Source organism: Streptomyces venezuelae ATCC 10712 (assembly GCF_008639165.1).
GTDB lineage: Bacteria > Actinomycetota > Actinomycetes > Streptomycetales > Streptomycetaceae > Streptomyces > Streptomyces venezuelae.
In genome coordinates, this window is sequence record NZ_CP029197.1 from 7,788,299 (window position 1) to 7,812,162 (window position 23,864).

Sequence of the window (23,864 nt, forward strand, 5' to 3'; positions counted from 1 at the left end):
TGGTCCGGTCGGCACGGAGCAACCGAGTCGCGAACCCGTATATATCGGGACAAGATGGCACCTCGTGGCCCCTTGCCCGAGGAGACGGGAATGGCTGAGCTCATCGTCATCGGATACGACGATCCCCAGGTGGCCGAGCAGGCGTACGCCACGGTGCAGGACCTGCAGCGGGACTACGTCGTCCACCTGAACGGTCTGGCCGTCGTGTCCGTGGACGCCGAAGGGCGGACCCACGTCGACACCAGCAGCCGGATCATCGGCGTCTCCGCCGCCTCCGGCGCCCTCTGGGGAGCCATCTTCGGCCTGCTCTTCCTGCTGCCCGGCGTCGGCCTGCTGACCGGCGCCGCGCTCGGCGGCCTCGTCGGCAAGCTCAGCAAGTCGGGCGTCGACGACCGGTTCCGCCAGCAGGTGGCGGACCTCCTCACCCCCGGCTCGGCAGCCGTCGTGATCATGGCGTCGAAGATCACCGACGACAAGTTCACGGTGGCCATGCAGCCGCACGGCGGCACCGTCCTGAAGACCTCGCTCAGCGACGAGGACGAGAAGGACCTCGCCGAGCAGCTCGCCGGCCCCCAGGAGCCGCACTCCCCGTAGCCGCCCCGCCGCCCCGCCCGCAGAACCGCCGGAACCCGCAGAACCGCCGGAACCCGCAGGACGCCGGAACCGGCAGGACCAGGAAGGCTCCCCATGGACCCCGCGCTCAGCAGCGACGTGCTCGCGAAGCTGCGACAGCCCCGCCCGTACCCCGCGGTCTCGCTCCTGATGCCGACGCACCGCCGCGAGCCGGACAACGCCCAGGACCCCGTACGCCTCCGGAACCTGGTGGCCGCGGCCGAGAAGGCGGTCCAGGACGACCCGGCGGTGACCCGGGAGCGGCGCGCGGACGTCATGGACCAGCTGGGCCGCGCGGTCGCCGAGATCGACCTCGCCCACGCCGAGGACGGCCTGGTGATCTTCGTCGCCCCGGGGGAGCACCACGTGTGGACGGTCGCCCGGACCGTTCCCGAGCGGATCGTCCTCGCGGACACCTTCCTCACCCGCAACCTCGTCGCCGCCCAGGCCGCCGAGCAGCCCTCCTGGGCGCTGGCCGTCGCGGCCGACCGGGTCTCGCTCTGGAGCGGCAGCCCCGAACGGACCACCGAGCACACCGGCGACGGATTCCCGCTCACCCGCAGCCTCGAAGACCCGGACGCGGAGCGCAAGGAGCGCGTCGGAGACCTGCCGAGCACCTTCCAGGACGAGGCCACCCGCCAGTTCCTGCGCGAGGCGCACACGGCACTGCGCGCCGTCCTCGCCTCCGCGCCCCGGCCGCTGTACGTGATCGGCGAACCCGCCGCCCTCGCGCTCCTCGAGGACACCGGGCCGCTCCAGCCCGGCGCCGTACCCCTCCACCACGGCGGACTCGCGCGCGGACCGGCCTCGGCGGTCCAGGAGGCCGTCGAACCCGCCCGCGTCGCCCGCGAGGCCGCGGCGGCGGCCACCGTCATGGCCGAGCTCGACGCGGCCCGGGGCCGACGGGAGTTCGCCGGCGGCATCGACGAGGTGTGGCGGGCCGCGCGGGAGGGCCGCGTCCGGCTGCTCGCCGTCGAGGACCACTACCGGACCGTCGTACGGGACGAGGGCGGCCATCTGGAGCCCGCCGAACCCGGCGAGCCCGAGGCACGCGACGACATGGTCGACGAGATCGTCGAACGTGCCCTGGACACCGGCGCCGAGGTGCAGTTCGTCCGCGACGACACGCTGCTCGACATGGACCGCATCGCCGCCGCCCTGCGCTACTGACCACGACACCCCACCCCGGACACGAGGAGAGGCAGCATCCTGTGAACCCCCCATCGGCACGGCCGGGCGGCTCGGTCCGCGCACGCGCGGTGAGCGCGGCCGCCGCGGTCGTCCTCACGGCGCTCGGCGCCACCGCCCTGGTGTCCTGCGACGGCGGCGGAGACGACACCGGCGCTCCCACCTTCAGCGAACGCCCGACCGCCCCCGACACGGGCGGCTTCTCGGGTGAACTGCCCTCCGGCGTCGCCTCGTCGGCGCAGGAGGCGATCGAGTCGGTCCAGGCGTCGGCCGCTTCGGCCGCGGCCTCGGCCTCCGAGCGCGAGGCCGAGCGCAAGGCCTCCATCGGGACGGAGATCGAGCGCAACCGGCAGGACGCCGAGAACGCCCTGAAGGACGTCAAGGGCCGGGGCAACGCGCTCGGCGAGGTCGCCATGACCGGCAAGCCGCGGGCGGACACCGGCGGTGTCCTGACCGTCGTCCTGAACGTCACCAACAAGACGGACGAGGAGGCCTCCTATGCCATGCAGGTCGACTTCCTCGACGCCTCGGGCAAGGTCGTCGAGACGCAGTTCGTCGGCGTCGAGGACCTCGAACCGGGCGAACGCGAACAGCCGTTGGTCATCAGCCGGCAGCCTCCCGAGCCGGTGCTCACCCCGAGGCTCACCAAGGCCCAGCGGTACTGACACAGGAGGAGAGCCGCATGTCCGAACTCATCGTCCTCGGCTACGACGACCGCGCCGTCGCGAACCGGGCCTTCGCCAAGGTCCAGGAGCTCGAGGACCAGCACGTGGTCGCCCTGACCGGTCTGGCTGTCGTCTCGGTGGACGCCGACGGGGAGACCCATGTGGACACCCCGGCCCGAAGGGAGGGCAGGGTGGCCCTCTCGGCGACGGCCGGGGCGCTCTGGGGCATGGTCTTCGGAATGATCATCCTCACCCCGGGCATCGGCGTGGTCGGCGCCGCGGTCGGCGGACTCATCGGCAAGCTGAGCCAGATGGGCGTCGACAAGCAGTTCCGCGAGAAGGTCCAGTCCCTGCTCGCGCCCGGCTCGTCCGCCGTCGTGGTCATGGCCACCAAGGTCACCGAGGACAAGTTCGCCGCCGCCATGGAGCAGTTCGGCGGGACCGTCCTCAAGACCTCGCTCCCGGAGCAGAGCGAGCGGGAGCTCGCCGAGCAGCTGGCGGGCCCGGACGCGACGGACTGACCCGGCCCGCCCCGGGACGCCGAACCGGCCACCCCTCCACGAGGGGTGGCCGGTTCGGCGTCCGGGGGGGGGTGGACGGTTCGGCGTCCGCTCAGAACTCGACGGCGTCCCGGATCAGCGGACACGTCATGCAGTGGCCGCCGCCGCGTCCCCGCCCGAGCTCCGCCCCGACGATGGTCACGACCTCCACACCGGCCTTGCGCAGCAGCGTGTTCGTCTGGGTGTTCCGGTCGTACGTGAAGACCACGCCGGGTTCGAGGGCGACCGCGTTGTTGCCGCTGTCCCACTGCTGCCGCTCGGAGGCGTACACGTCGCCGCCGGTCTCGATGACCTGGAGCTTCGACAGACCGAGGCTCTTCGCCACCACGTCCACGAAGGGAGTGGCGCCCTCGTCGGTGATGTCGACCCCCGTGGCGCCTTCGCCGGGCCGCAGCGTGAAGGTGTGCACCGAGTCCATGATCTTCGGATAGAGCGTGACGATGTCACGGTCGGCGAAGGTGAAGACGGTGTCCAGGTGCATCGCCGAGCGCAGCTTCGGCATCCCCGCGACGACGACCCGTTCGGCGGCGCCCCCGCGGAACAGGGAGGCCGCGACCTGCGTGATCGCCTGTCGTGAGGTGCGCTCGCTCATGCCCATGAGGACGACGCCGTTGCCCACCGGCATGATGTCACCGCCCTCGAAGGTGGCCTGGCCCCAGTCCCGCTCGGGGTCGCCCCACCACACGGTGGCGTCCTTGTAGTCGGGGTGGAAGGTGTAGATCGCCTTCATGAGGAGGGTCTCGCCGTGCCGGGCGGGCCAGTACAGCGGGTTGAGGGTCACACCGCCGTACAGCCAGCAGGTGGTGTCACGGGTGTAGAGGGTGTTCGGCAGCGGCGGCATCAGGTATTCGCGCGCCCCGGTGCCCTCCCGGGCGAGGGCCACGTACCCGGAGCGGAACTCCTCGGGCAGGTCGGTCGTGGACAGACCGCCGATGAGGTACTCGGCGAGTTCGCGCGGGGCGACGGAGTCCAGGAAGGCGCGGGTGTCGTCGATGAGCCCGAGCCCGACCTCGTTGGCGGTGATCTTCCGGTCCAGGAGCCAGGCCCGCGCCTCGGGGATCGCCATCGTCTCGGAGAGCAGGTTGTGCAGCTCCACGACCTCGACGCCCCGCTGGGTGAGCTTGTTGACGAAGTCGGCGTGGTCGCGCTGCGCGTTCTCCACCCACATCACGTCGTCGAAGAGCAGGTCGTCCGAGTTCGTCGGGGTCAGCCGGCGGTGGGCGAGCCCCGGGGAGCAGACAAGGACCTTGCGGAGCCGTCCGACCTCGGAGTGCACGCCGAGCGGGGGCTTGGCGGAAGCGTCGTTGCTGGTCATGCGGGGGCCTTTCGGGTACGGGGCGAGGACGGACCGGGGGAGGGCGGGGGTCTCAGAGGCTGATCCAGCCGGCCGCGAGGGCCACGATCCCCAGGACGGCGCCGACGACGGAGACGGCGAGGATCACCAGTTCGCGCGGGGAGAACAGCCGCCGGCCCTGCTCGCGCCGGGCCTTGACGAACAGGAAGGTGGCGGGCGCGTAGAGGATGAAGGAGACCAGGACGAACTTGAGCCCGGCCGCGAACAGCAGGAACGCCGTGTAGACCGTGGCGAGCAGGCCGACGACGAGCTCACGCCGGGTGCTGTCGCCCGTCACCTTCTCCTGCGCGGGTCTCAGGGCGATCTTCACCGCGAAGGCGGCGGCGAGCAGGAACGGGATCAGGCTGAGCGCGCTGGTCAGGTCGAGGGCGAAGTTGAAGGCGTCGTCGGAGAAGGCCGTGACGACCAGGACGACCTGGCTGAGGGCCGTGGTCATGAGCAGCGCGGGGACGGGCACGTCGTCGCCGCTGGAGCGCCCGAGGAAGCGGGGCATGTCCTCGTCCTTGGCGGCCACGAAGAGCACCTCGGCGGCCATCAGGGTCCAGGCCAGATAGGCGCCGAGGACGGAGACGATGAGACCGACGCTGACGAAGACCTTGCCCCAGGTGCCGACGGCCGCCTCCAGGACGCCCGCCATGGACGGCTGGCGCAGCTCGGCGATCTCGCTCATCGGCATGATGCCGTACGACACGATGGTGACCGAGGCGAAGACGGCGAAGACGCTCAGGAAGCCCAGGACCGTCGCCCTGCCGACGTCCTCGCGGCGCTTGGCGTGCCGCGAGTACACGCTGGCGCCCTCGACGCCCAGGAAGACGAAGACGGTGGCCAGCATGGTGCCGCGGACCTGGTTGAAGAGCGAGCCCGCGTAGTCGGCGCCGCCCCAGTTGTCGGCGAACACGGACGGCTCGAAGTAGAAGAGGGCGAGGATGACGAAGACGATGATGGGCACGACCTTGGCCACGGTCACGATCCGGTTGATCGCCGCGGCCTCCTTCACCCCGCGTCTGATGAGCAGGAAGAAGCCCCAGAGCCCGGCCGAGGACAGGATGATCGCGAGGGCGGTGTCGCCGTCGCCGAGCGCCGGCCAGATCGCGCCGACCGTCGACATGATGAGCACCCAGTACGTCACGTTGCCGACGCAGGCGCTCGCCCAGTAGCCGAAGGCCGAGAAGAAGCCGAGGTACTCGCCGAAGCCGGCCTTCGCGTACGCGTAGACGCCGGCGTCCAGGTCGGGCCGGCGCACGGCGAGCGTCTGGAAGACGAACGCCAGCATCAGCATGCCGAGTCCGGCGATGGCCCAGGCGATGAGCGCGCCCGCGACGCCGGTCTCCTGGGCGAAGCGCCGTGGGAGCGAGAACACGCCGGCGCCCACCATGGACCCGACCACCATGGCGGTCAGCGTGACGAGCGTCAGCTTGGCCGCGGGCGGGGACCCCGCTGAGGTGGTCTCCGTTCCGGTTTCTGCGTGCGACATGACCTACCTCGGGAACGAGAGACGGCTGGAAGCCGAATCTAGCCCGAGTGGGATGGTTTGTCGCAGTAGGGGAGTATGTGTGCCTCTTCGGGTCGACCGTACGGGTGGCCCGACGTCACCGACCGACCCATGCTCTCTCGGCCACGTGGCGCGATTGCCGCAGGTCATCCGGCTAAACCTGGTACGCGGCAAGATCGCCGGTTCGAGGTAATGGCCTCGAACTGATGGGGTGCGCCGGGTGCCCCGCCCGTTAGTGTTCCCCCGGATCTGGACGGATTCCCAGAGTTTCATTCCCCTTTCTCCCCTTTCTCTGGTTTCCCCTGCTTTCCATGCTTTCCCTGCTTTCCCTGCTTTCTCCTCTTTCACTGGCCGCCGCCCCGTGCGCCGGTCACCACCCCCCTGCGAAGGAGAGCCCGCCCCATGACCGTTGACACCAGCCCGGACGCACAGCTCGACGCCCCGAAGCAGTCCAGCCTCAGCACCGCCGCCGCCCGCAACCTCGCCACCACCACCAAGTCCGCCCCGCAGATGCAGGAGATCAGCTCCCGCTGGCTGCTGCGGATGCTCCCCTGGGTCGAGACCAAGGGCGGCGCCTACCGGGTGAACCGCCGCCTCAGCTACACGGTCGGGGACGGGCGCATCGAGTTCGTCCAGGACGGCGCGAACGTCCGCGTCATCCCCCGCGAACTCGGCGAACTCGCCCTGCTGCGCGGCTTCGAGGACGACGAGGTGCTGAACGCGCTGGCCGGCCGCTGCGTGCAGCGCGAGTTCCGCGCGGGCGAGGTCCTGGTCGAGCGCGGCACCCCCGCCGAGGAGATCCACCTCATCGCCCACGGCCGGATCAACCAGACCTCCGTCGGCAAGTACGGCGACGAGGTGGCCGTGGCCGTGCTCGCCGACGGCGACCGGTTCGGCGAGAACGCCCTGCTGGACGCCGACGCCAGCTGGGACTACACCGCCACCGCCGAGACCTCCGGCACGCTCCTCACCCTCTCCCGCGCCGAGTTCGCCGCCGTGCTGGCCTCCGCGCCCGCCCTCCAGTCGCACATCCAGGAATTCAGCTCCCTGCCGCTGCAGAAGCAGAACAAGCACGGCGAGGCCGAGATCGCCATGTCGGCCGGCCACACCGGCGAGGTCGCCCTGCCCGGCGCCTTCGTCGACTACGAGCTCAAGCCGCGCGAGTACGAGCTGTCCGTCGCCCAGACCGTCCTGCGGGTCCACACCAGGGTCGCCGACCTCTACAACGGGCCGATGAACCAGACGGAGGAGCAGCTCCGGCTCACCATCGAGGCCCTGCGCGAGCGCCAGGAGCACGAGCTCATCAACAACCGCGAGTTCGGCCTGCTCCACAACGCCGACTTCAAGCAGCGCATCCAGACGCACTCGGGTCCGCCCACCCCGGACGACCTCGACGAGCTGCTCTGCCGCCGCCGTGGCACCAAGCTCTTCCTGGCCCACCCGAAGGCCATCGCCGCCATCGGACGCGAGTGGAGCGCCCGCGGCCTCTACCCGGGCACCGTCGAGCTCGACGGGCACCAGGTCCTGGGCTGGCGCGGCGTCCCGATCCTGCCCTGCAACAAGATCCCGATCAACGACGACAACACCAGCTCCATCCTCGCCATGCGCCTCGGCGAGGACAACCAGGGCGTGATCGGGCTCCGCCAGACGGGCCTGCCCGAGGAGTACGAGCCGGGCCTCTCGGTGCGCTTCATGGGCATCAGCGAGCAGGCGATCATGTCGTACCTGGTCACCACGTACTACTCCGCCGCCATCCTCGTGCCGAACGCGCTGGGCGTCCTGGAGAACGTGCAGATCGCCCGCCGGCGCGACTAGAGGTCCCGGGCCGCCGCCACGGCGGCCATGACAGTCCGGACCGTCCCGGGCCGGCCGAGCGGGCCCGGGACCCCGGACAGCCCATCCCCTCACCAAGGAGTCACGGATGCCCGAACCCGGGCCTTCCCCTCTGCAGTCGAGCCTCCCCAGCGCCGCCGCCCACTTCGGGGCGCACGTCCTCGCCCGGGCGGCCGCGCCCGCCGGGGCGCCCGCCCCGGTCCCCACCGACGCGGCACCGACGGCCCGGGCGGTCCCGGCCGCCCCGTCGGGCCCGGTGGTCCCGTCGGGCCCGGTGGTCCCGGCCGCCCTGGCAGTCCCGTCGGCCCCGGCAGCCCCGTTCGCCCCTTCGGCTCCGGTGGTCCCGGTCGCCCCGGTGGGCCCGTTGGTCCGGGTCGCTTCGGCGGCCCCGTCAGCCCCGGCAGCCTCGGCGGCCCCGGCGGCTGTCGGCGACAGCCCCGACCGCCCCGACCTGGGGCTTGTGCTCCGGGGCCCCACCGGTCTGGGCACGGCCGGTCTCTCCCTGGCCCGGCGCGAGGCGGTGCCGGAGCTGCCGGAGCCCCCGGCGCCCGAGGCGCCGCCGGCGGGCCGGCCGATCCCCGGGCTCTACTTCCACCCCATCGCCGAACCCGACCCGGTACGGGTGGACGAGGTCAGCCGCCGGATCAAGGCCTGGGCCCTCGACGAGATCCAGCTCTACCCCGAGGACTGGGAGGGCGAGTTCGACGGCTTCTCCGTCGGGCGGTACATGGTCGCCTGTCACCCCGACGCCCCGACCGTCGAGCACCTGATGCTCGCCACCCGCCTGATGGTCGCCGAGAACGCCGTCGACGACTGCTACTGCGAGGACCACGGCGGCTCGCCCGTCGGGCTCGGCGGCCGGCTGCTGCTCGCGCACACCGCCCTCGACCCCGTGCACACGACGAAGGAGTACCAGCCCCTCTGGGCGGAGTCGCTGTACGCGGACGCGCCGCGGCGCGCCTACCGCTCCGCGATGGAGTACTTCGTCAACCAGACGACCGCCTCCCAGGCCGACCGGTTCCGGCACGACATGGCCCGGCTGCACCTGGGGTACCTCGCCGAGGCCGCGTGGGCCGAGACGAACCACGTACCGGAGGTGTGGGAGTACCTGTCGATGCGGCAGTTCAACAACTTCCGCCCCTGCCCCACCATCACCGACTCCGTCGGCGGCTACGAACTCCCGGCCGACCTGCACGCCCAGCCGGCCATGCAGCGCGTCCTCGCGCTCGCCGGGAACGCCACGACCATCGTGAACGACCTGTACTCGTACACGAAGGAACTCGCCAGCCCCGGCAAGCACCTGAACCTGCCGGTGGTCATCGCCGAACGGGAGGGCCTCTCCGAGCGGGACGCCTACCTGAAGGCGGTCGAGGTCCACAACGACCTCATGCGCGAGTTCGAGGCCGAGGCCGCCGCCCTCGCCGCCGCCTGCCCCGTCCCGACCGTGCTGCGCTTCCTGCGGGGCGTGGCCGTGTGGGTCGACGGCAACCACTACTGGCACCAGACCAACACCTATCGCTACAGCCTGCCCGATTTCTGGTAAGAAATGGAATTATCTGTGACCAGCACCGAGTACACCACCGTCAACGGCACCTCCGCGTTCGTCCCCTCCCCGGCGACCCCCTACCAGGGGGACATCGCCCGCTACTGGAACGCCGAGGCCAGGCCCGTGAACCTGCGCCTGGGGGACGTCGACGGTCTTTACCACCACCACTACGGCATCGGTGACGTGGACCACGCCGCGCTCGGGGACGTCGAGGACAGCGAGTACGAGAAGAAGCTGATCACCGAGCTGCACCGGCTGGAGTCCGCGCAGGCCGAGGTCCTCCTCGACCACCTCGGAACCATCGGGCGCGACGACACCCTCGTGGACGCCGGCTGCGGCCGCGGCGGTTCGAGCGTCATGGCCCACCAGCGCTTCGGCTGCAAGGTCGAGGGCGTCACCCTTTCCTCCACGCAGGCCGACTTCGGCAACCAGCGCGCGAAGGAGCTCGGCATCGACGACCACGTCCGTGCCCAGGTCTGCAACATGCTGGACACCCCCTTCGAGAAGGGCAGCATCGCCGGCTCGTGGAACAACGAGTCGAGCATGTACGTCGACCTCGACGACCTCTTCGCGGAGCACTCCCGCTTCCTCAAGGTCGGCGGCCGTTACGTGACCATCACCGGCTGCTGGAACCCCCGGTACGGCCAGCCCTCGAAGTGGGTCTCGCAGATCAACGCGCACTTCGAGTGCAACATCCACTCCCGCCGCGAGTACCTGCGGGCGATGGCCGACAACCGTCTGGTGCCGCAGGCGGTCATCGACCTGACGCCCGACACCCTGCCGTACTGGGAGCTGCGTGCCACGTCGTCCCTGGTGACCGGCATCGAGGAGGCGTTCATCAACTCGTACAAGGACGGCTCGTTCCAGTACGTCCTGATCGCGGCCGACCGCGTCTGATGATCCGCCCGGCCCCCAGGTGAGCCGACGGGGCCCGGTCCGTCACACGACGGACCGGGCCCCGTCGGCGTCCGCCGTCAGCGCCGCGGCGGCCGCCTCGACGAGCCCGGCGCGGTCGATGGCGTCGCTCGCGGTGGCCGGGACGGTGCACGCGTACGCCCCGGCCACCGCGCCGTAGAGGGCGCACCGGTCGAGGTCCTCGCCGGTGAGCCGGCCGAACAGGAATCCGGCGGCGAAGGCGTCCCCGGCGCCGTTGGAGTCGACCACCGGGGCGCGCGGCGTGACGGCCGGGACGTGGACGAGGCCGTCGGCGGTCAGCACGGACGCGCCCTCGGCGCCGGCGGTGGCGATCACGACCTCGGCGCGGCCCCGCTCCAGGATCCGCCGCATGGTCCGCTCGGGTTCGGCCAGGGCCGTGGCGGAGACGAAGACGATGTCCGCGCCGTGCGCGAAGGGCTCGTGGTAGGGGTTCTCGCCGTCCCAGTCGTGCAGGTCGGTGGAGATCGAGAGACCTGCCTCGCGCAGCTGGGGGAGGGCGAAGGCGCAGGGGTGCGTGATCGAGACGTGGGCGTGGCGGCTGACCGCGGCCAGGGAGCGGACCAGGTCCTCGGGGAGCCGGTCGGACTCCTGGGAGCGGCTGTCGTCGTAGAGCGAGAGCCGCCGGCCGTCGGGGCTCACGAGATTGACGGCCCGTCTGGTCCCGCCGGGCAGGGGCACCTCGGTGAGGCCGATGCCCCGGTCGCGGTGGAAGGCCCGGACCAGGTCGCCCGCCGGATCGTCACCGATCATGTCGAGGTGGTGCGTCCGCAGGCCCAGGGCGCTCAGGCCCAGCGCCACGAAGTCGCCGGTCTGCCCGGCGCGGGTTTCGATGCCCGGCCGGATCATGTAGCTGTCGGCGTACGGCAGGGGGAGCTCGGGCACGTACACGATCGTGTCGACGCCCGCCCCTCCCAGGACGAGGACGTCGTACCGACTGCTCATCGAAGGTCCTTCCGTGCCCGCCGGGCTTCGACTTCCCTTTGTTCGCAGGCGAGTCAAGCAGTCCTCGACCCGCGTCGGCAAGATCTTGCAATGAATTTCGGCAAGCGCTTGCGCGCCTTCGGTCGCCCGCGTGAGTCCCGTCGGCCCCGGCCGCAATGTCGGTACATGGTATGGACCTGACAAGTGAAGTCTCGCTACGGTGGCCTCCGCGCTTGCTTGAGAGCGCTCTCAGTGCCTGCTCCCCCCACTAGGAGGCTCCTGTGAAACGTACGTCCGCCCTGCGCGCCGCCGCCGCGGCCCTCCTGCTCACCGTCGGACTCGGCGCGGCCCAGGCCGTCCCCGCGAGCGCCGTCCCCACCGCCACCCCGCCCGCCGCCTCGGCGGGACTCCTCGACGCCATGCGCCAGGACCTCGGGCTCGACGCGCGGCAGGCCGAGGAGCGGCTGGCGGCCGAACGCGCGGCGGCCCGCGTGGAGTCCGAGGCCAGGAAGACGGCGGGCGGCGCCTACGGCGGGGCCTGGTTCGACAGCGGCACCGGACGGCTCGTCGTCGCCCTCACCGACCGCGACGAGGAGGCCGGCGTCCGGGCGCTCGGCGCCGACACCCGGCTCGTCCGGCACAGCGCCGCCGCCCTCGACCGGGCGAAGGCGCGGCTCGACGCCGCCCCCGCCCCCGCCGGTGTCGCCGGCTGGCACGTCGACCCCCGGTCCAACAGCGTCGTCGTCACCGTCGTCCGCGCCGAACGGAACAGGCCCGCCGTGCGCGCCTTCGTCGACCGCGCCAGGGCGGCCGGCCCCGTCACCGTCGCCGAGACGGCGACCGCCCCCCGTACCTACGCCGCGGGAACCGTCGGCGGCGACCCGTACTACACCGGCAACGTCCGCTGCTCCATCGGCTTCTCCGTGCACGGCGGCTTCGTCACCGCCGGGCACTGCGGCGGGGCGGGGGCGGCCGTCCGCGGCTGGGACGGATCGGCCATGGGCACCTTCCAGGGCTCCTCGTTCCCCGGGAACGACTACGCGTACGTGAGCATCCACAGCGGCTGGTGGACGGTGCCCGTGGTCCTCGGCTGGGGCGTCATCCCGGACCGGCTCGTCCGGGGCTCCGCCGAGGCGCCGGTCGGCGCCTCGATCTGCCGCTCCGGCTCCACCACCAAGTGGCACTGCGGCACCGTCCTCGCCAAGAACGAGACCGTGAACTACAGCCAGGGCGCCGTCCACCAGATGACCAAGACCAGCGTCTGCGCGGAGGGCGGTGACTCAGGCGGCGCCTTCATCAGCGGGGACCAGGCGCAGGGCGTGACCTCCGGCGGCTGGGGCAACTGCTCCTCCGGCGGCGAGACGTGGTTCCAGCCTGTCAACGAGATACTCACCCGCTACGGGCTGACGCTGCACACGGCCTGACGCACGGGCGGGCCTCGCTCCGGCGGGGCCCGCGGTGCCGCAACTCCCTTGTGTGTACGGAAGGTTGACGAAAGGTCTGGACCAACTTACGGTCTGCTGGAGCGCGCGCCACGCCTAGGACCACCCCCCCACGTCCCAAGGAGCACGCATGCCAGCCCCCCGGATCGCCCGTCTCCTCGGAGCGGGCCTCGCCACCCTGCTCGCCGCCGTCACCCTCGCGGCCCCCTCCGCCGTGGCCGCCCCGTCCGCCGACACCTGCGCCCTGAAGCAGAAGCCCGCGGGCAAGGTGCTCCAGGGCTACTGGGAGAACTGGGACGGCGCGGCCAACGGCGTCCACCCGCCCTTCGGCTGGGCGCCCATCGACGACCCGCGCTTCGCCGCCCACGGCTACAACGTCATCAACGCCGCCTTCCCCGTGATCCGTTCGGACGGATCGGTCCTCTGGGAGGACGGCATGGACAGCACCGTCCGGGTCTCCACCCCCGCGCAGATGTGCAACGCCAAGGCGGCCGGGGCGACGCTGCTCATGTCGATCGGCGGCGCCGCCGCCGGAATCGACCTCAACTCCCGGGCCGTCGCCGACCGGTTCATCGCGACGATCGTGCCCCTCCTGAAGAAGTACAACTTCGACGGGATCGACATCGACATCGAGACCGGCCTCGTCGGCAGCGGCAGCATCGGCACCCTGTCCGCCTCGCAGGCCAACCTGGTGTACATCATCGACGGCGTCCTCGCCCGCATGCCCGCCGGGTTCGGACTGACGATGGCACCCGAGACCGCGTACGTCACCGGGGGCAGCGTCGCCTACGGCTCGATCTGGGGCGCGTACCTGCCGATCGTCAAGAAGTACGCCGACAACGGCCGCCTGTGGTGGCTCAACATGCAGTACTACAACGGCAGCATGTACGGCTGCTCGGGCGACTCCTACTCGGCGGGCTCCGTCGCCGGGTTCGTTGCGCAGACCGACTGCCTGAACCGGGGCCTGGTGATCCAGGGCACCACCATCCGCGTCCCGTACGACAAGCAGGCCCCCGGCCTCCCCGCCCAGCCGGGCGCCGGCGGTGGCCACATGGCGCCGTCGCTCGTGGCCCAGGCGTGGAACCACTACGGCGGGGCGCTCAAGGGCCTCATGACCTGGTCGGCGAACTGGGACGGGTCCAAGGGCTGGACGTTCGGCGACAACGTGAAGGCCCTCCAGGGTCGTTAGCCCCGCCGCCCACGGCACCGCGAGCCGTGCCCCGGCGACGGCGGTCGTGCCCCGGACCGGTGATCCAGGACCGAGGATCACTGGCCCGGGGCACGGCGGTCGTGCTTAGCTAGTCGCATGACCCCGCTCGTGACGCGCCGACACGTGGACCACGGGCGCGTCACGACCACGTCCTGTTCCGGCTGACACCGAGGCCCTCGTCCCGGCAGCCGGCCGTCGCCCGCGCGACCACCGTGCCCCCTCGTCCTCTCCTCGACGCCCCGTCCCACGGACCCGCCCGGGTCCGCCGGTCCGGGCGCGAGCGGCCTCCCGACGCAGCCGAGCACCCCCGCGCGCACGACATCAGGAGGATCCATGAGCACCCGTGACGTTCCCCTCGCCACCGCCGCATCCCAGGTGGTGGACCCGGAGGGCTTCGCCGCCGAGTGGGAGGCGTGGCACCGCGCCAAGGACGCCCGGCTCGCCGCCGAGCACGGCTTCCTCGCCATCACCGGCCTCCACTGGCTCACCGCCGAACCGCAGCACGTCCCCGACGCCCCCGGCCTCTGGTCGACCGGACCCGACGGCGTCCTCGTCGAGCTCGACGAGGACACGGAGCTCGTCGTCGACGGCGCCGCCGTCCGGGGACGGCACCTCTTCGGCGTCCTCCCGGAACGCGGCGGCGTCAACGCCGTCTGGGGCGACGCCGTGATCGAGGTCGCCAGGCGCGGCGGCCACGACATCGTCCGGCCCCGGCACCCCGGCCACCCGCTGCGGACCGCCTTCACCGGGACACCCGCGTACGCCCCCGATCCGCGCTGGGTCGTCACCGGCCGGTACGAGCCCTTCCCCGAGCCGCGCCCGACCACCGTCGGCGCCACCGTCGAGGGACTGCGGCACGTCTACGACGCGCCCGGCCGTGTCACCTTCCGGCTCGACGGCCGGGAGCTTGGCCTGACCGTCTTCAACGGCCACACCCCCGGCGCCTTCACCGCGCTCTTCACCGACGCGACCTCGGGCGTCACCACGTACGCCGCCAACCGTGACCTGCGGATCGACGCCCCCGGCCCCGGCGGCGAGGTGGTCCTCGACTTCAACCGGGCCACCAACCTGCCCTGCGCGTACACCGACTTCGCGACCTGCCCGCTCCCGCCGGCCGAGAACCGGCTCCCGCTCGCCGTCGAGGCCGGCGAGAAGATCCCCCGCGAGCGCGGACCCGTCGCCGGGTGAACGCCCGGCCCGGGCGGCGGGCCGCGCGCAGGGGCGCCGAGAGCCGCCCGGGCGGGGCGAGGCGGGTGACGTCCCCGCGATTGCGCAGTTCGTGCCGCCGGGCGGCCGCGGCGCGGGGATACGGTCCACCGCATGGATGGTGACCGTCAGGGGTGGCTGCAGTGTCTGCTCGCCGGAGCCGTGTTCGTCGTGTGCATGGCCGGCACCACGCTGCCCACCCCGCTCTACCCCCTCTACCAGGAGAAGTTCGGGTTCTCCGAACTGACGGTGACCGTGGTGTACGCCGTGTACGCCTTCGGGGTCATCGGCGTCCTCCTCCTCGCGGGCAACGCCTCGGACACGGTCGGCAGACGGCCGACGCTGCTGTGCGGCCTGGGGTTCGCGGCGGCCAGCGCCGTCTGCTTCCTGACCGCCGACTCCCTCGGCTGGCTGTACGCGGGCCGGCTGCTCTCGGGCCTGTCCGCCGGCCTGTTCACCGGGGCCGCCACCGCGTACGTCATGGAGCTCGCCCCGCCCGGCGGCGGCTCACGGGCGACGCTGGTGGCGACCGCCGCGAACATGGGCGGTCTCGGCTGCGGGCCGCTGCTCGCCGGACTCCTCGCCGAGTACGCCCCCGACCCCCTGGTCCTGCCCTTCGCCGTGCACCTCGGCCTGGTCGTGGCCGGCTTCGTCGTCCTGCTGCGGCTCCCCGAGACGGTACGGGACAGACGCGGACCGGGCGCCGTACGGCCCCAGTTGCCCGCCCTCCCGGCGCAGGTGCGGGCGGTGTTCGTACCGGCGGCGATCGCCTCCTTCGTGGGCTTCGCCCTCTTCGGGGTGTTCACCTCGGTGAGCCCCGCGTTCCTCGCCCGCTACCTGCACGTGGACAACCACGCCGTGAGCGGTCTCGTCGTCGCCCTGGCCTTCTTCGCCTCCACCGCCGGGCAGCTGGCCGTCGACCGCGTCGGCGTGCCCCGCTCCCTGCCGCTGGGCTGCGCGGTGCTCCTCACCGGTCTGGTGCTGCTCGCGGCGGCCCTGTACACGGACCTGCTCGTCCTGGTCGTCCTGGCCGCCGTGGTCGGCGGTGTCGGGCAGGGCCTGGCGTTCCGGGCGGCCCTGTCCGCCGTCGCCGGGGCGGCTCCCGCGGACCGGCGCGCGGCCGTCATCTCGACCCTGTTCGTGGTCGCGTACACCGGCATCTCGATCCCGGTGATCGGCGTGGGCCTGCTCGCCGATCCGCTGGGCCTGGAGGGGGCCGGGCTGGTGTTCATCGCCTGCATGCTGGTGCTGGTCGTCCCGGCCGCCGTCTATCTGATCCGGCGGCCGGTGGCGGCGCGACGACCCTGAAGCCGTCCCTCCGCCAGGCTCGGGCGGGGCGTTCGGGCGGGGCGCTCAGGCGGGGATGAAGACCTGCTCGGATGCGTCGCGCAGGACGAAGCCGTTGTCGAGGCGGACCCGGAGCGTCGCCCGGAGCCTTCGCGCCTGGAAGGCGGTCCACTCGGGTTCGAGCGCGGCGACCTGCTCCGCCAGCCGGTTCCTGCTCTCCGGGGGCATCTGGTGACCGAAGTCGTCGAGGAGCGAGCTGAGCCGTACGTACTCGCGGACCTCATGGCTCTCCCGCTCCCCGACGGTCACCTCCTCGACGGTGCCCTCGACGCCCGCCGCCAGGGACAGGAACCCCACGGCGGCGCCGGGCTCGCCGGGCGCCGCCACCGTGGTGACCTCGCCCGGCCACGCCAGTTCCACGGCCAGCCGCACGCGCTGGCCCACCTTCGGCGTCATCGCACCTTCGTCTCTCCACTCGGCCGGGCCATGGTCGCGCCCTGCGCGCGGGACGGCTCCGGGCGTCCGATTATCCCGGGTCGCCGCACCCGGTCGACCCCGGAGCCCTACGGCAGGTGTGAGGACCGCGCACCGGGGTACGGGGCCGCGTGGCCCGCACGTACGCCTTCGTCCCTCCCCGCGGAAGGAACGACCGCCCATGACCGACCTCCGTCTCGGCGTCCTCGGCTACGGACTGCGGGGCTCCCTCGCCCGTACGGCCCACCGCCCCGGCGCCGGCTCACGGGTCACCGCCCTCGCCGACCCCGACCCCGAGGCCCGCGCGGAGGCCGCACCGGCCTTCCCCGGCGCGCGGATCGCCGCCGACCACCGTCAGGTCGTCGAGGACCTCGACGTCGACGCCGTCCTCGTCCTCACCCCCGACCACACCCACGCCGACGTGGCCCGCGAGGCGCTCAAGGCGGGCAAACCGGTCCTCGTCGAGAAGCCGCTCGCCGTCGACATCGAGAGCTGCGACGCCGTCCTGCGCACCGCGTACGAGACGGGCACCCGGCTCTACGTCGGACACAACATGCGCCACATGCCCGTGGTCCGGCTGATGCGGGACATCATCGGGCGCGGCGAGATCGGCGCCGTCAAGACGATCTGGGTCCGGCACTTCGTCGGCTACGGCGGCGACTGGTACTTCAAGGACTGGCACGCGGAGCGGCGCCACACCAACGGGCTGCTGCTCCAGAAGGCCGCCCACGACATCGACGTCCTGCACTGGCTCGCCGGCGGCTACGCGGAGCGGGTGCAGGCGCTCGGTGACCTCATGGTCTACGGCGACAACCCGCACCGCCGCGCCCCGGGCGAACCCAAGACCGACGACTGGTACACCAAGGACGGCCACTGGCCGCCGCACACCCAGCGCGGACTCAACCCGGTGATCGACGTCGAGGACGTGTCCCTGGTCAACATGCGCCTGGACAACGGCGTGCTCGCCGCCTACCAGCAGTGCCACTTCACCCCCGACTACTGGCGCAACTACACCGTCATCGGGGACGCCGGGCGCTTGGAGAACTTCGGCGACGGGCCAGGCGGATCGGTCCGGGTGTGGAACTCCCGCCGGTCGGGCTACCGCGCGGAGCCGGACGCCGAGTACCCCGTACCCGACGCGGAGGACGAGGCCGGACACGGCGGTGCGGATCCGCTGCTCGTGGCCGAGTTCGTGCGCTTCGCCCGCGACGGCGGCCGCACCGACACCTCGCCGGTGGCCGCCCGGATGTCCGTGGCGGCCGGGGCGCGCGCCACCGAATCGCTCCGCGCGGGCGGCGCACCGCGCGCGGTGCCGCCCCTCGACCCCGCGCTCGTCCGGTACTTCCTGCGCGGTCAGACCCGCTGACGGGGTCTGTGACCCACATCACTTTCCCCGCCTCCGGGTTTCCGTTGTCGCACCCCCCGCTCCAGGCTCTCCCAGGCGCAAACATCTCCAACGGACGGGACGGTCGGCGTGCGGCAGAGCACAGTAATCGAGAGGGACACCGAGCTGGTCGCGGCGGCGTGCGGCGGCGACCCCTGGGCGCGGGACCAGCTCGTCACCGCCCACCTGCCCCTGATCCGCACGACCGTGGGACTCGCCCTGAGCGGCCGCCAGGACGCCGGACTCGTCGAGCACGTCGTACGGGAGACGATGCTGCGCGCCCTCGACGGCCTCGGCACCCTGACCGACCCCCGGGTCTTCCGGCCCTGGCTGGTCGCGATCGCCGTCGACGGCGTCCGCAGGCACCGCCACGCCCACCCGGCCGGGCCCGCGTACGGCAACGCCCCGGCCGCCCCGCCGTACGGCACCGGACCGGGGTACGAGATCTCCGAGGCGGCCCGCTGGCTCGACCCGGGCGACGCCGAGCAACTGGCCCTGTGGTGGCTGGAACGCGCGGGCGAACTGACCCGGTACGAGACCGCCGCCGCGTCGCGGTGGTCCGAGGAGGAGCTGACCGCACGGGTCGAGGCGCTGCGGGGCCGGCTCGACGCCGCCCGCGTCGTCGCCGGCGCCCTGGCCGCGACCCCGGCCTGCCCCGCCCTGAGCCACCAGGCGGCCGGCTGGGACGGCCGGCCCTCCGCACCCTGGCGCGACCACCTGGCCCACCACACCGTCAGCTGTGGCGACTGCGCCACGCGGTGGACCGCGCTGGTCCCGGCCGAGACGCTGCTGTCGGCCATGCCGGCCGTGGCCGAGCGGCCCGCGCCCGCCGCCGCTTCCGCCGCCAGGACCGCTCCCCTCGTCGGCGAGCCCGCATGGGGACCTTCGGGGACACCAGCGCCCGCGTCCGCCGCCGAGGCGCCCGGGACCGACCACACGGCGGAGCTGACGGAGCCGTACCTCCTGGCCGGGGCCGCCGAGCACGCCCGGCCCCCCATATCCCGGCACGCCGGCGGAGCCCGGGCGGCCGTCCCGCACGGCGCGCGCGCCGCGCTGCGCCACCGCCGCCGGACGCAGGAGCGGGGCCGCCGCCGAGCCGTCATCGCGGCCGGCGTGGTGGCCATGGCGGTCACCGGAGGGGCGTTCTCGCTGCACGGCGGCCGCGGCGGTGACGATGAGAACCTCGAAGCGAACCACGTCGCCGCCCCCGAACTCGACCTCCCCGTCGCCCACGACCCCTCCGCCCTCTCGGGGTCCCCGACGGAGACGTCGACGACCCCCGCCGCCTCGCCGTCCGCCTCCGCGACCACCGCCAAGCCCTCCGCGTCGGCCTCGCCCAGCGCACGCCTCACCACCCCGCCGCCCCGCCCGGCCCGTACCACCGCCCCCGCCCGGGCGACGACGGCGCCGCCCCGCACCACGAAGCCCACCCCTGACAGCCGGCCCAGCGACCCCGGCACCGGCTCGGACGCCGGCACGGAGACCGGCACCGGCGCGGGTCGCCAGAACGACCAGGGACAGAGCTCGGCCGCCGACCAGGTCATCGCGCTGGTCAACCAGGAACGCGCCAAGGCGGGTTGCGGCCCGCTGACGGCCAACGCCACCCTGGCCCGGGCGGCGCAGGGACACTCCGACGACATGGCCGCACGCGACTTCTTCGACCACACCAACCCCGACGGCGCCGACCCGGGGGACCGGGTCACGGCCGCCGGATATCCCTGGTCGACCTACGGCGAGAACATCGCCATGGGCCAGAGCAGCCCGGAGTCGGTCATGGAGGCGTGGATGAACAGCCCGGGCCACCGCGCGAACATCCTCAACTGCTCCTTCAAGGAGATCGGCATCGGTATCCACTCCCAGGGCGGCCCCTACTGGACCCAGGTGTTCGGCGCCCGCTGACGGACCGTCGCACGGCGGGCGGAGTCCGGCGCGGGCCCGGGGCCGTACGCTGGGGCCGACGGGGCCACGAAGGCCCCGTCGGCCGTCCCGGCCCCCGCCCGCAGACAGCAGGAGCTGAGCATGACCACACCGCGTGACCTGATGTTCGTCGCCCTGGACGCGGCATCGGGTCGCCCGCCGGGCCAGGGCGAACTGTCGCTCGCGCTCGCCGGAGCCGAGTTGATCGACCTCCTCGCCGCCGGGACCGTCGAGCTGGACGGCGACCACATCGTGCCGGCCGGCGGGGCCGCGCCCGACGACGCGCTGCTGCGGGCCGCCGCGTCCGGAGTCGTACGGGAGGAGCCGTACGAGTCCGTGGACGACTGGCTGTGGCGCCGGGGCCGCGAACTGTCCCCGGCGTATCAGGCCGCCCTGGAGGCGGAAGGGCTGCTCACCCGGCAGCGCGGCCGCAGGCTGCCGTTCCGGGCGGCCGGCGAACCCACCCTCGCCGAGTCGCCCGACCGCCGTCGCGCGGCAGACCGCCTGACGGCGGAGGAGCCCGTCCTCACCGCGCTGGCCGCCGCCGTACGCCTCGACGAGGCCGACGTGCCGGACGACCTGACCGAGGCCGACGGGTCCGACGGCGCGACCGACGCCGCCGGGACGGCGGACCTCCCGGACGGTGTCGAGGCCGTGCTCGCCGCGCTGGGCGACGCCGAGCTGGAACTGGCCGCCGCACGCCAGCGCCGCGACGTGGAGCAGGCCGCCTTCGACAACATCTGGCGCGCCGTCTGAACCCCGTGCCTCGCCGCCCGATCCCGCTCAGCCGAGGTCGGGCGGCGAGGACGTGACTGTGTCGCCGAGCAGCTCCCGGACGGGCTGCGCGTCCTTCGTACCGATGCCCTCGAACAAGGTCAGCGCCTCCCGCCAGCAGGCGCGGGCGCCGTCCGCGCGGCCCAGGGCGTGGAGGGCGTGTCCGCGCACCACCAGGATGCTGCCACGACGCCACGGCCCACCGGACACGCCGACGCGTTCCAGCGCTTCCGCGGTGTGCGCGGCCGCCTGCTCGGGCTCGCCCAGCAGCAGCTCGACCACCGCCGACCGGAACAGCGCCGAACCCGACCGGCTCGGCGCGCCGCGGCTCCGGAACACCTCCCGCGCCCGCTGAAGCGCCGCCTGGGCGTCGCTGTGCCGCCCGACGTGCGTGAGGGCGAGGCCCTGGGCGTAGCGCGCGTCGCCCCCGCGCACCGAGGGACCGAGGCTTTCGAAGAGGGCCACGGCCTCCTCCGCGAGACCGAGAGCGCCGGCGGCATCTCCCAGGTCGAGTCGCATACGGGACAAGTTGCACAGGACGCCCGCCTCGCCCGCGCGGTCCTCGTCCGAGCGGAACGCGTGAAAGGCCTCGGTGAAATGCCTCTCCGCGTCGTCGTCCCGGCTCTGGTGGAGGGCGACCGCGGCGAGGACGACCGCCGCGCGGGAGTCGACCGGAGGGTCCTGGAACGTCCGGCGCAGCGCCAGCTCCGCGCCCTCCCTGGCGGCGTCGAAGGCGCCGAGGCCCAGCTCGGCCTCGGCCTGGATCAAGGCGGCCCTGCCCGCCCGGCCCACGACGCCCTCGGCCTCGGTCGCGGAGCGGAGGATCCGCGCGGTCGAGGCGTAGGCGAGCGCATGGGTTCCGGACTCGCTGATGTCCTGCGCCAGCCAGAGGAGGTCCACGGCCCGGCTCAACAGTTCTCGGCCGGTGGAGCGGCCCGCGCAGGCCAGCAGGCAGTCGGCCTCCGCATGGAGCCAGTTCAGCGCCTCACCGGAGTCGGAGAACGTGAGCCCCGGGTGCGTGGTCGGCTCCATGTGCGCGACCAGACGGTCGCCCGGGTGCTCGATCGCGTACGCGTTGCAGGCCGTCGCCAGATAGAAGTCCAGCAGCCGGGAGCGCGCCATCTCGCACTCGGCGGGCGGCAGTTCGTCGCGCTCGGCGCAGGCCCGCGCATAGAGCCGTACGAGAGGGTGGTAGCGAAACCGGCCGGGGGCCGAGGAGTCGAGCATGGACGTGTCGACGAGGGCTTCGAGGAGCCTCTCCGTCCGGTGCGGCGGCAGGTTGAGGACGGCGGTCGCGGCGGTGAGGGAGATGTCGGGGCCGTCGGCGAGCGCGAGGAGCCTGAAGGCACGCCGCTGGTCCGGCTCCAACCAGCCGTAGCCGAGCTCGAAGGTCGCCCTGACCGAAAGGTCGCCGGCCCGCAGCTCGTCCAGGCGGCGGGTCTCGTCCGCCAGCTTGGCGGCCAGGACCGCGACCGACCAGGCGCGGCGGGCCGCCAGGCGGGCGGCGACGATACGGACCGCGAGCGGCAGGAACCCACAGGCGGTGACCACCTCGACCGCCGCATCCCGCTCGGGCGCGACCCGCCCGTCGCCCACGATCCGGGTGAAGAGGTGGAGCGCCTCCGCCTCGGACATCACGTCCAGGTCCACGAGACGCGCGCCCGGCAGCTCGGCCATGCGGGCCCGGCTGGTGACCAGCACCGCGGAGCCCGCCGTGCCCGGGAGCAGCGGCCTGACCTGTGCCGCGTCCCGGGCGTTGTCCAACACCACCAGGACCCGCCGGCCGTCGAGCGCGGCACGGAACTGCGCGGCCCGGTCGGCCAGGCCCGGGGCGATCGCGGAGTCGGGGGTGCCCAGTGCCCGCAGGAACGCACCGAGGACGGTGACGGGGTCGGCGGGGCGGGGACCGGCCCCATCCAGGTCGACGTAGAGCCGGCCGTCCGGGAAGTGCGGGCGGACCTCGTGCGCCACCTGCACGGCCAGCGTGGTCTTCCCGACGCCGCCGATCCCCGCGATCACCGAGACCGCCGGGCCGGACCCCTCGGGGGTCGTGAGGCGGCGCGCCAGCTCTCCCAGGAGCTCCGTACGGCCGGTGAAGTCGGGGACCCGGGCGGGGAGCAGCTCGGGCCGGAGGGGCGCGGCGTGGGGCGGATCGGAAGCGGACGGCGGAGGGCCGAACAGGGCGTCGTCGGCGTCGAGGATGCGCCGCTGCAGCCGCTGGAGGGCCGGGGACGGGTCCACACCCAGCTCGTCGGCGAGCAGCCGCCGGGTGTCCGCGTACACGGCGAGCGCCTCCGCCTGCCGACCGCACCGGTACAGCGCCAGCATCAGGAGCTCACGGAGCCGCTCCCGGAGCGGATGCGCCGCCGTCAGCGCCGTGAGCTCCGGCACCGCCTCCGCATGGGCACCCGCCTCCAGATCCATGTCCAGGCGGGTTTCCAGGAGTTCGAGGCGCCACTCCTCCAGCCGGGTCCGCTGCGCGTCGGCGTACGGCCCCGGGACACCCGCCAGGGCCTCGCCCGCCCACAGCGCGAGGGACTGGGTGAGGAGGTCGCGGGCCCGGGGGAGGTCACCGAGGGCCCGGGACCGTTCCGACTCCGTCGCCAGCTCGCGGGCCGCGTGCAGGTCGAGCGTGCCGGGCGGGAGGCGGACCGCGTAGCCGCCGCTCTCGCTCAGCAGGGTCTCGGGGCCGTACGCCTTGCGCATCCGGGAGGCGTACGTCCGCACCGCGGCGAGTGCTTGGCCGGGCGGACCCTCGCCCCAGATCGCGTCGATCACTTCGGACGCCGTCACGATCCGGCCCTCGCGGAGCAACAGGAGAGCGAGGAAGGCGCGTTGCTGGGGGGCGCCGGTCGGCAGCGGTTCCGCATCGCGCCATCCCCTGACCGGACCGAGGACGCCGAACGCGAGGCCTTCGGCCGTCGGCCAGGCCGGGACGGTCCGGGTGGCGGGGGCCGCGAGGGGAGCGTGGCGGGGGGCGTGCACCCGGTCGGGCGGTTCGCCCCGGAGGATGCGCCGGTGCACCTCGCCGAGCGGGGGGAAGGGGTCGACGCCCAGTTCCTC

At 73.2% G+C, this 23,864-nt stretch carries 19 protein-coding genes; 14 read left to right on the forward strand and 5 right to left on the reverse strand.

Going from position 1 to position 23,864, the window contains the following annotated elements; genetic code table 11:
• The first annotated feature begins 90 nt into the window (after positions 1-90).
• The 4 genes from DEJ43_RS35515 to DEJ43_RS35530 all read left to right on the forward strand — a co-directional run bounded on the left by DEJ43_RS35515 (position 91) and on the right by DEJ43_RS35530 (position 2,986).
• Positions 91-594 carry a DUF1269 domain-containing protein gene (locus tag DEJ43_RS35515; protein ID WP_015038285.1) on the forward strand — a complete coding sequence of 168 codons (504 nt, stop codon included), beginning with the start codon at positions 91-93 and terminating at the stop codon, positions 592-594.
• 93 nt (positions 595-687) lie between these two features.
• Complete coding sequence (locus DEJ43_RS35520; RefSeq protein WP_015038286.1) at positions 688-1,782, forward strand: baeRF3 domain-containing protein; 1,095 nt, start codon at positions 688-690, stop codon at positions 1,780-1,782.
• Positions 1,783-1,823: 41 nt separating this feature from the next.
• Complete coding sequence (locus DEJ43_RS35525; protein ID WP_015038287.1) at positions 1,824-2,465, forward strand: FxLYD domain-containing protein; 642 nt, start codon at positions 1,824-1,826, stop codon at positions 2,463-2,465.
• Positions 2,466-2,482: 17 nt separating this feature from the next.
• Complete coding sequence (locus DEJ43_RS35530; protein ID WP_071892332.1) at positions 2,483-2,986, forward strand: DUF1269 domain-containing protein; 504 nt, start codon at positions 2,483-2,485, stop codon at positions 2,984-2,986.
• Positions 2,987-3,077: 91 nt separating this feature from the next.
• Here the strand turns inward: DEJ43_RS35530 and DEJ43_RS35535 are convergent, their stop codons facing one another.
• Positions 3,078-4,340 carry an arginine deiminase gene (locus DEJ43_RS35535; RefSeq protein WP_015038289.1) on the reverse strand — a complete coding sequence of 421 codons (1,263 nt, stop codon included), beginning with the start codon at positions 4,338-4,340 and terminating at the stop codon, positions 3,078-3,080.
• 52 nt (positions 4,341-4,392) lie between these two features.
• On the reverse strand, positions 4,393-5,853 hold the full coding sequence (locus DEJ43_RS35540) for a basic amino acid/polyamine antiporter (protein WP_015038290.1): 1,461 nt from the start codon (positions 5,851-5,853) through the stop codon (positions 4,393-4,395).
• 420 nt (positions 5,854-6,273) lie between these two features.
• On the opposite strand from DEJ43_RS35540, the gene DEJ43_RS35545 reads away from it, so the two are divergent.
• The 3 genes from DEJ43_RS35545 to DEJ43_RS35555 all read left to right on the forward strand — a co-directional run bounded on the left by DEJ43_RS35545 (position 6,274) and on the right by DEJ43_RS35555 (position 10,147).
• Positions 6,274-7,686 (forward strand): family 2B encapsulin nanocompartment shell protein, encoded by a 1,413-nt coding sequence (locus tag DEJ43_RS35545; protein WP_015038291.1) that lies wholly within the window; start codon positions 6,274-6,276, stop codon positions 7,684-7,686.
• A 106-nt stretch (positions 7,687-7,792) separates the two neighbouring features.
• Complete coding sequence (locus DEJ43_RS35550; protein WP_015038292.1) at positions 7,793-9,247, forward strand: family 2 encapsulin nanocompartment cargo protein terpene cyclase; 1,455 nt, start codon at positions 7,793-7,795, stop codon at positions 9,245-9,247.
• Between the two features lie 3 nt (positions 9,248-9,250).
• Complete coding sequence (locus DEJ43_RS35555; protein ID WP_015038293.1) at positions 9,251-10,147, forward strand: geranyl diphosphate 2-C-methyltransferase; 897 nt, start codon at positions 9,251-9,253, stop codon at positions 10,145-10,147.
• A gap of 42 nt (positions 10,148-10,189) precedes the next feature.
• Here the strand turns inward: DEJ43_RS35555 and DEJ43_RS35560 are convergent, their stop codons facing one another.
• Complete coding sequence (locus DEJ43_RS35560; RefSeq protein ID WP_071892336.1) at positions 10,190-11,128, reverse strand: adenosine kinase; 939 nt, start codon at positions 11,126-11,128, stop codon at positions 10,190-10,192.
• Between the two features lie 260 nt (positions 11,129-11,388).
• Between DEJ43_RS35560 and DEJ43_RS35565 the strand changes: the two genes are divergently transcribed.
• The 4 genes from DEJ43_RS35565 to DEJ43_RS35580 all read left to right on the forward strand — a co-directional run bounded on the left by DEJ43_RS35565 (position 11,389) and on the right by DEJ43_RS35580 (position 16,273).
• Positions 11,389-12,531 (forward strand): S1 family peptidase, encoded by a 1,143-nt coding sequence (locus DEJ43_RS35565; RefSeq protein WP_015038295.1) that lies wholly within the window; start codon positions 11,389-11,391, stop codon positions 12,529-12,531.
• 148 nt (positions 12,532-12,679) lie between these two features.
• Entirely contained in the window at positions 12,680-13,738 is a 1,059-nt protein-coding gene (locus DEJ43_RS35570) for a chitinase (protein WP_015038296.1), read from the forward strand.
• Positions 13,739-14,092: 354 nt separating this feature from the next.
• The gene (locus DEJ43_RS35575; protein ID WP_015038297.1) at positions 14,093-14,947 is read left to right on the forward strand and encodes a DUF1684 domain-containing protein; all 855 of its coding nucleotides are present in this window, start codon (positions 14,093-14,095) and stop codon (positions 14,945-14,947) included.
• A 132-nt stretch (positions 14,948-15,079) separates the two neighbouring features.
• A complete protein-coding gene (locus DEJ43_RS35580) occupies positions 15,080-16,273 on the forward strand; it encodes an MFS transporter (protein ID WP_015038298.1) in 1,194 nt (397 codons plus the stop codon).
• Positions 16,274-16,318: 45 nt separating this feature from the next.
• Here the strand turns inward: DEJ43_RS35580 and DEJ43_RS35585 are convergent, their stop codons facing one another.
• Positions 16,319-16,708: a hypothetical protein gene (locus DEJ43_RS35585; RefSeq protein ID WP_015038299.1), complete on the reverse strand. Its 390-nt coding sequence runs from the start codon at positions 16,706-16,708 to the stop codon at positions 16,319-16,321.
• Positions 16,709-16,907: 199 nt separating this feature from the next.
• Between DEJ43_RS35585 and DEJ43_RS35590 the strand changes: the two genes are divergently transcribed.
• The 3 genes from DEJ43_RS35590 (at position 16,908) to DEJ43_RS35600 (ending at position 20,783) form a co-directional block, all read left to right on the forward strand.
• Positions 16,908-18,092 carry a Gfo/Idh/MocA family protein gene (locus tag DEJ43_RS35590; RefSeq protein ID WP_015038300.1) on the forward strand — a complete coding sequence of 395 codons (1,185 nt, stop codon included), beginning with the start codon at positions 16,908-16,910 and terminating at the stop codon, positions 18,090-18,092.
• A 108-nt stretch (positions 18,093-18,200) separates the two neighbouring features.
• The gene (locus DEJ43_RS35595) at positions 18,201-20,009 is read left to right on the forward strand and encodes a CAP domain-containing protein (protein WP_015038301.1); all 1,809 of its coding nucleotides are present in this window, start codon (positions 18,201-18,203) and stop codon (positions 20,007-20,009) included.
• Positions 20,010-20,129: 120 nt separating this feature from the next.
• The gene (locus DEJ43_RS35600) at positions 20,130-20,783 is read left to right on the forward strand and encodes a GOLPH3/VPS74 family protein (protein ID WP_015038302.1); all 654 of its coding nucleotides are present in this window, start codon (positions 20,130-20,132) and stop codon (positions 20,781-20,783) included.
• 27 nt (positions 20,784-20,810) lie between these two features.
• Here DEJ43_RS35600 and DEJ43_RS38460 read toward each other — a convergent pair whose 3' ends face one another.
• Entirely contained in the window at positions 20,811-23,813 is a 3,003-nt protein-coding gene (locus DEJ43_RS38460) for an AfsR/SARP family transcriptional regulator (protein ID WP_411572333.1), read from the reverse strand.
• Positions 23,814-23,864 lie beyond the last annotated feature (51 nt).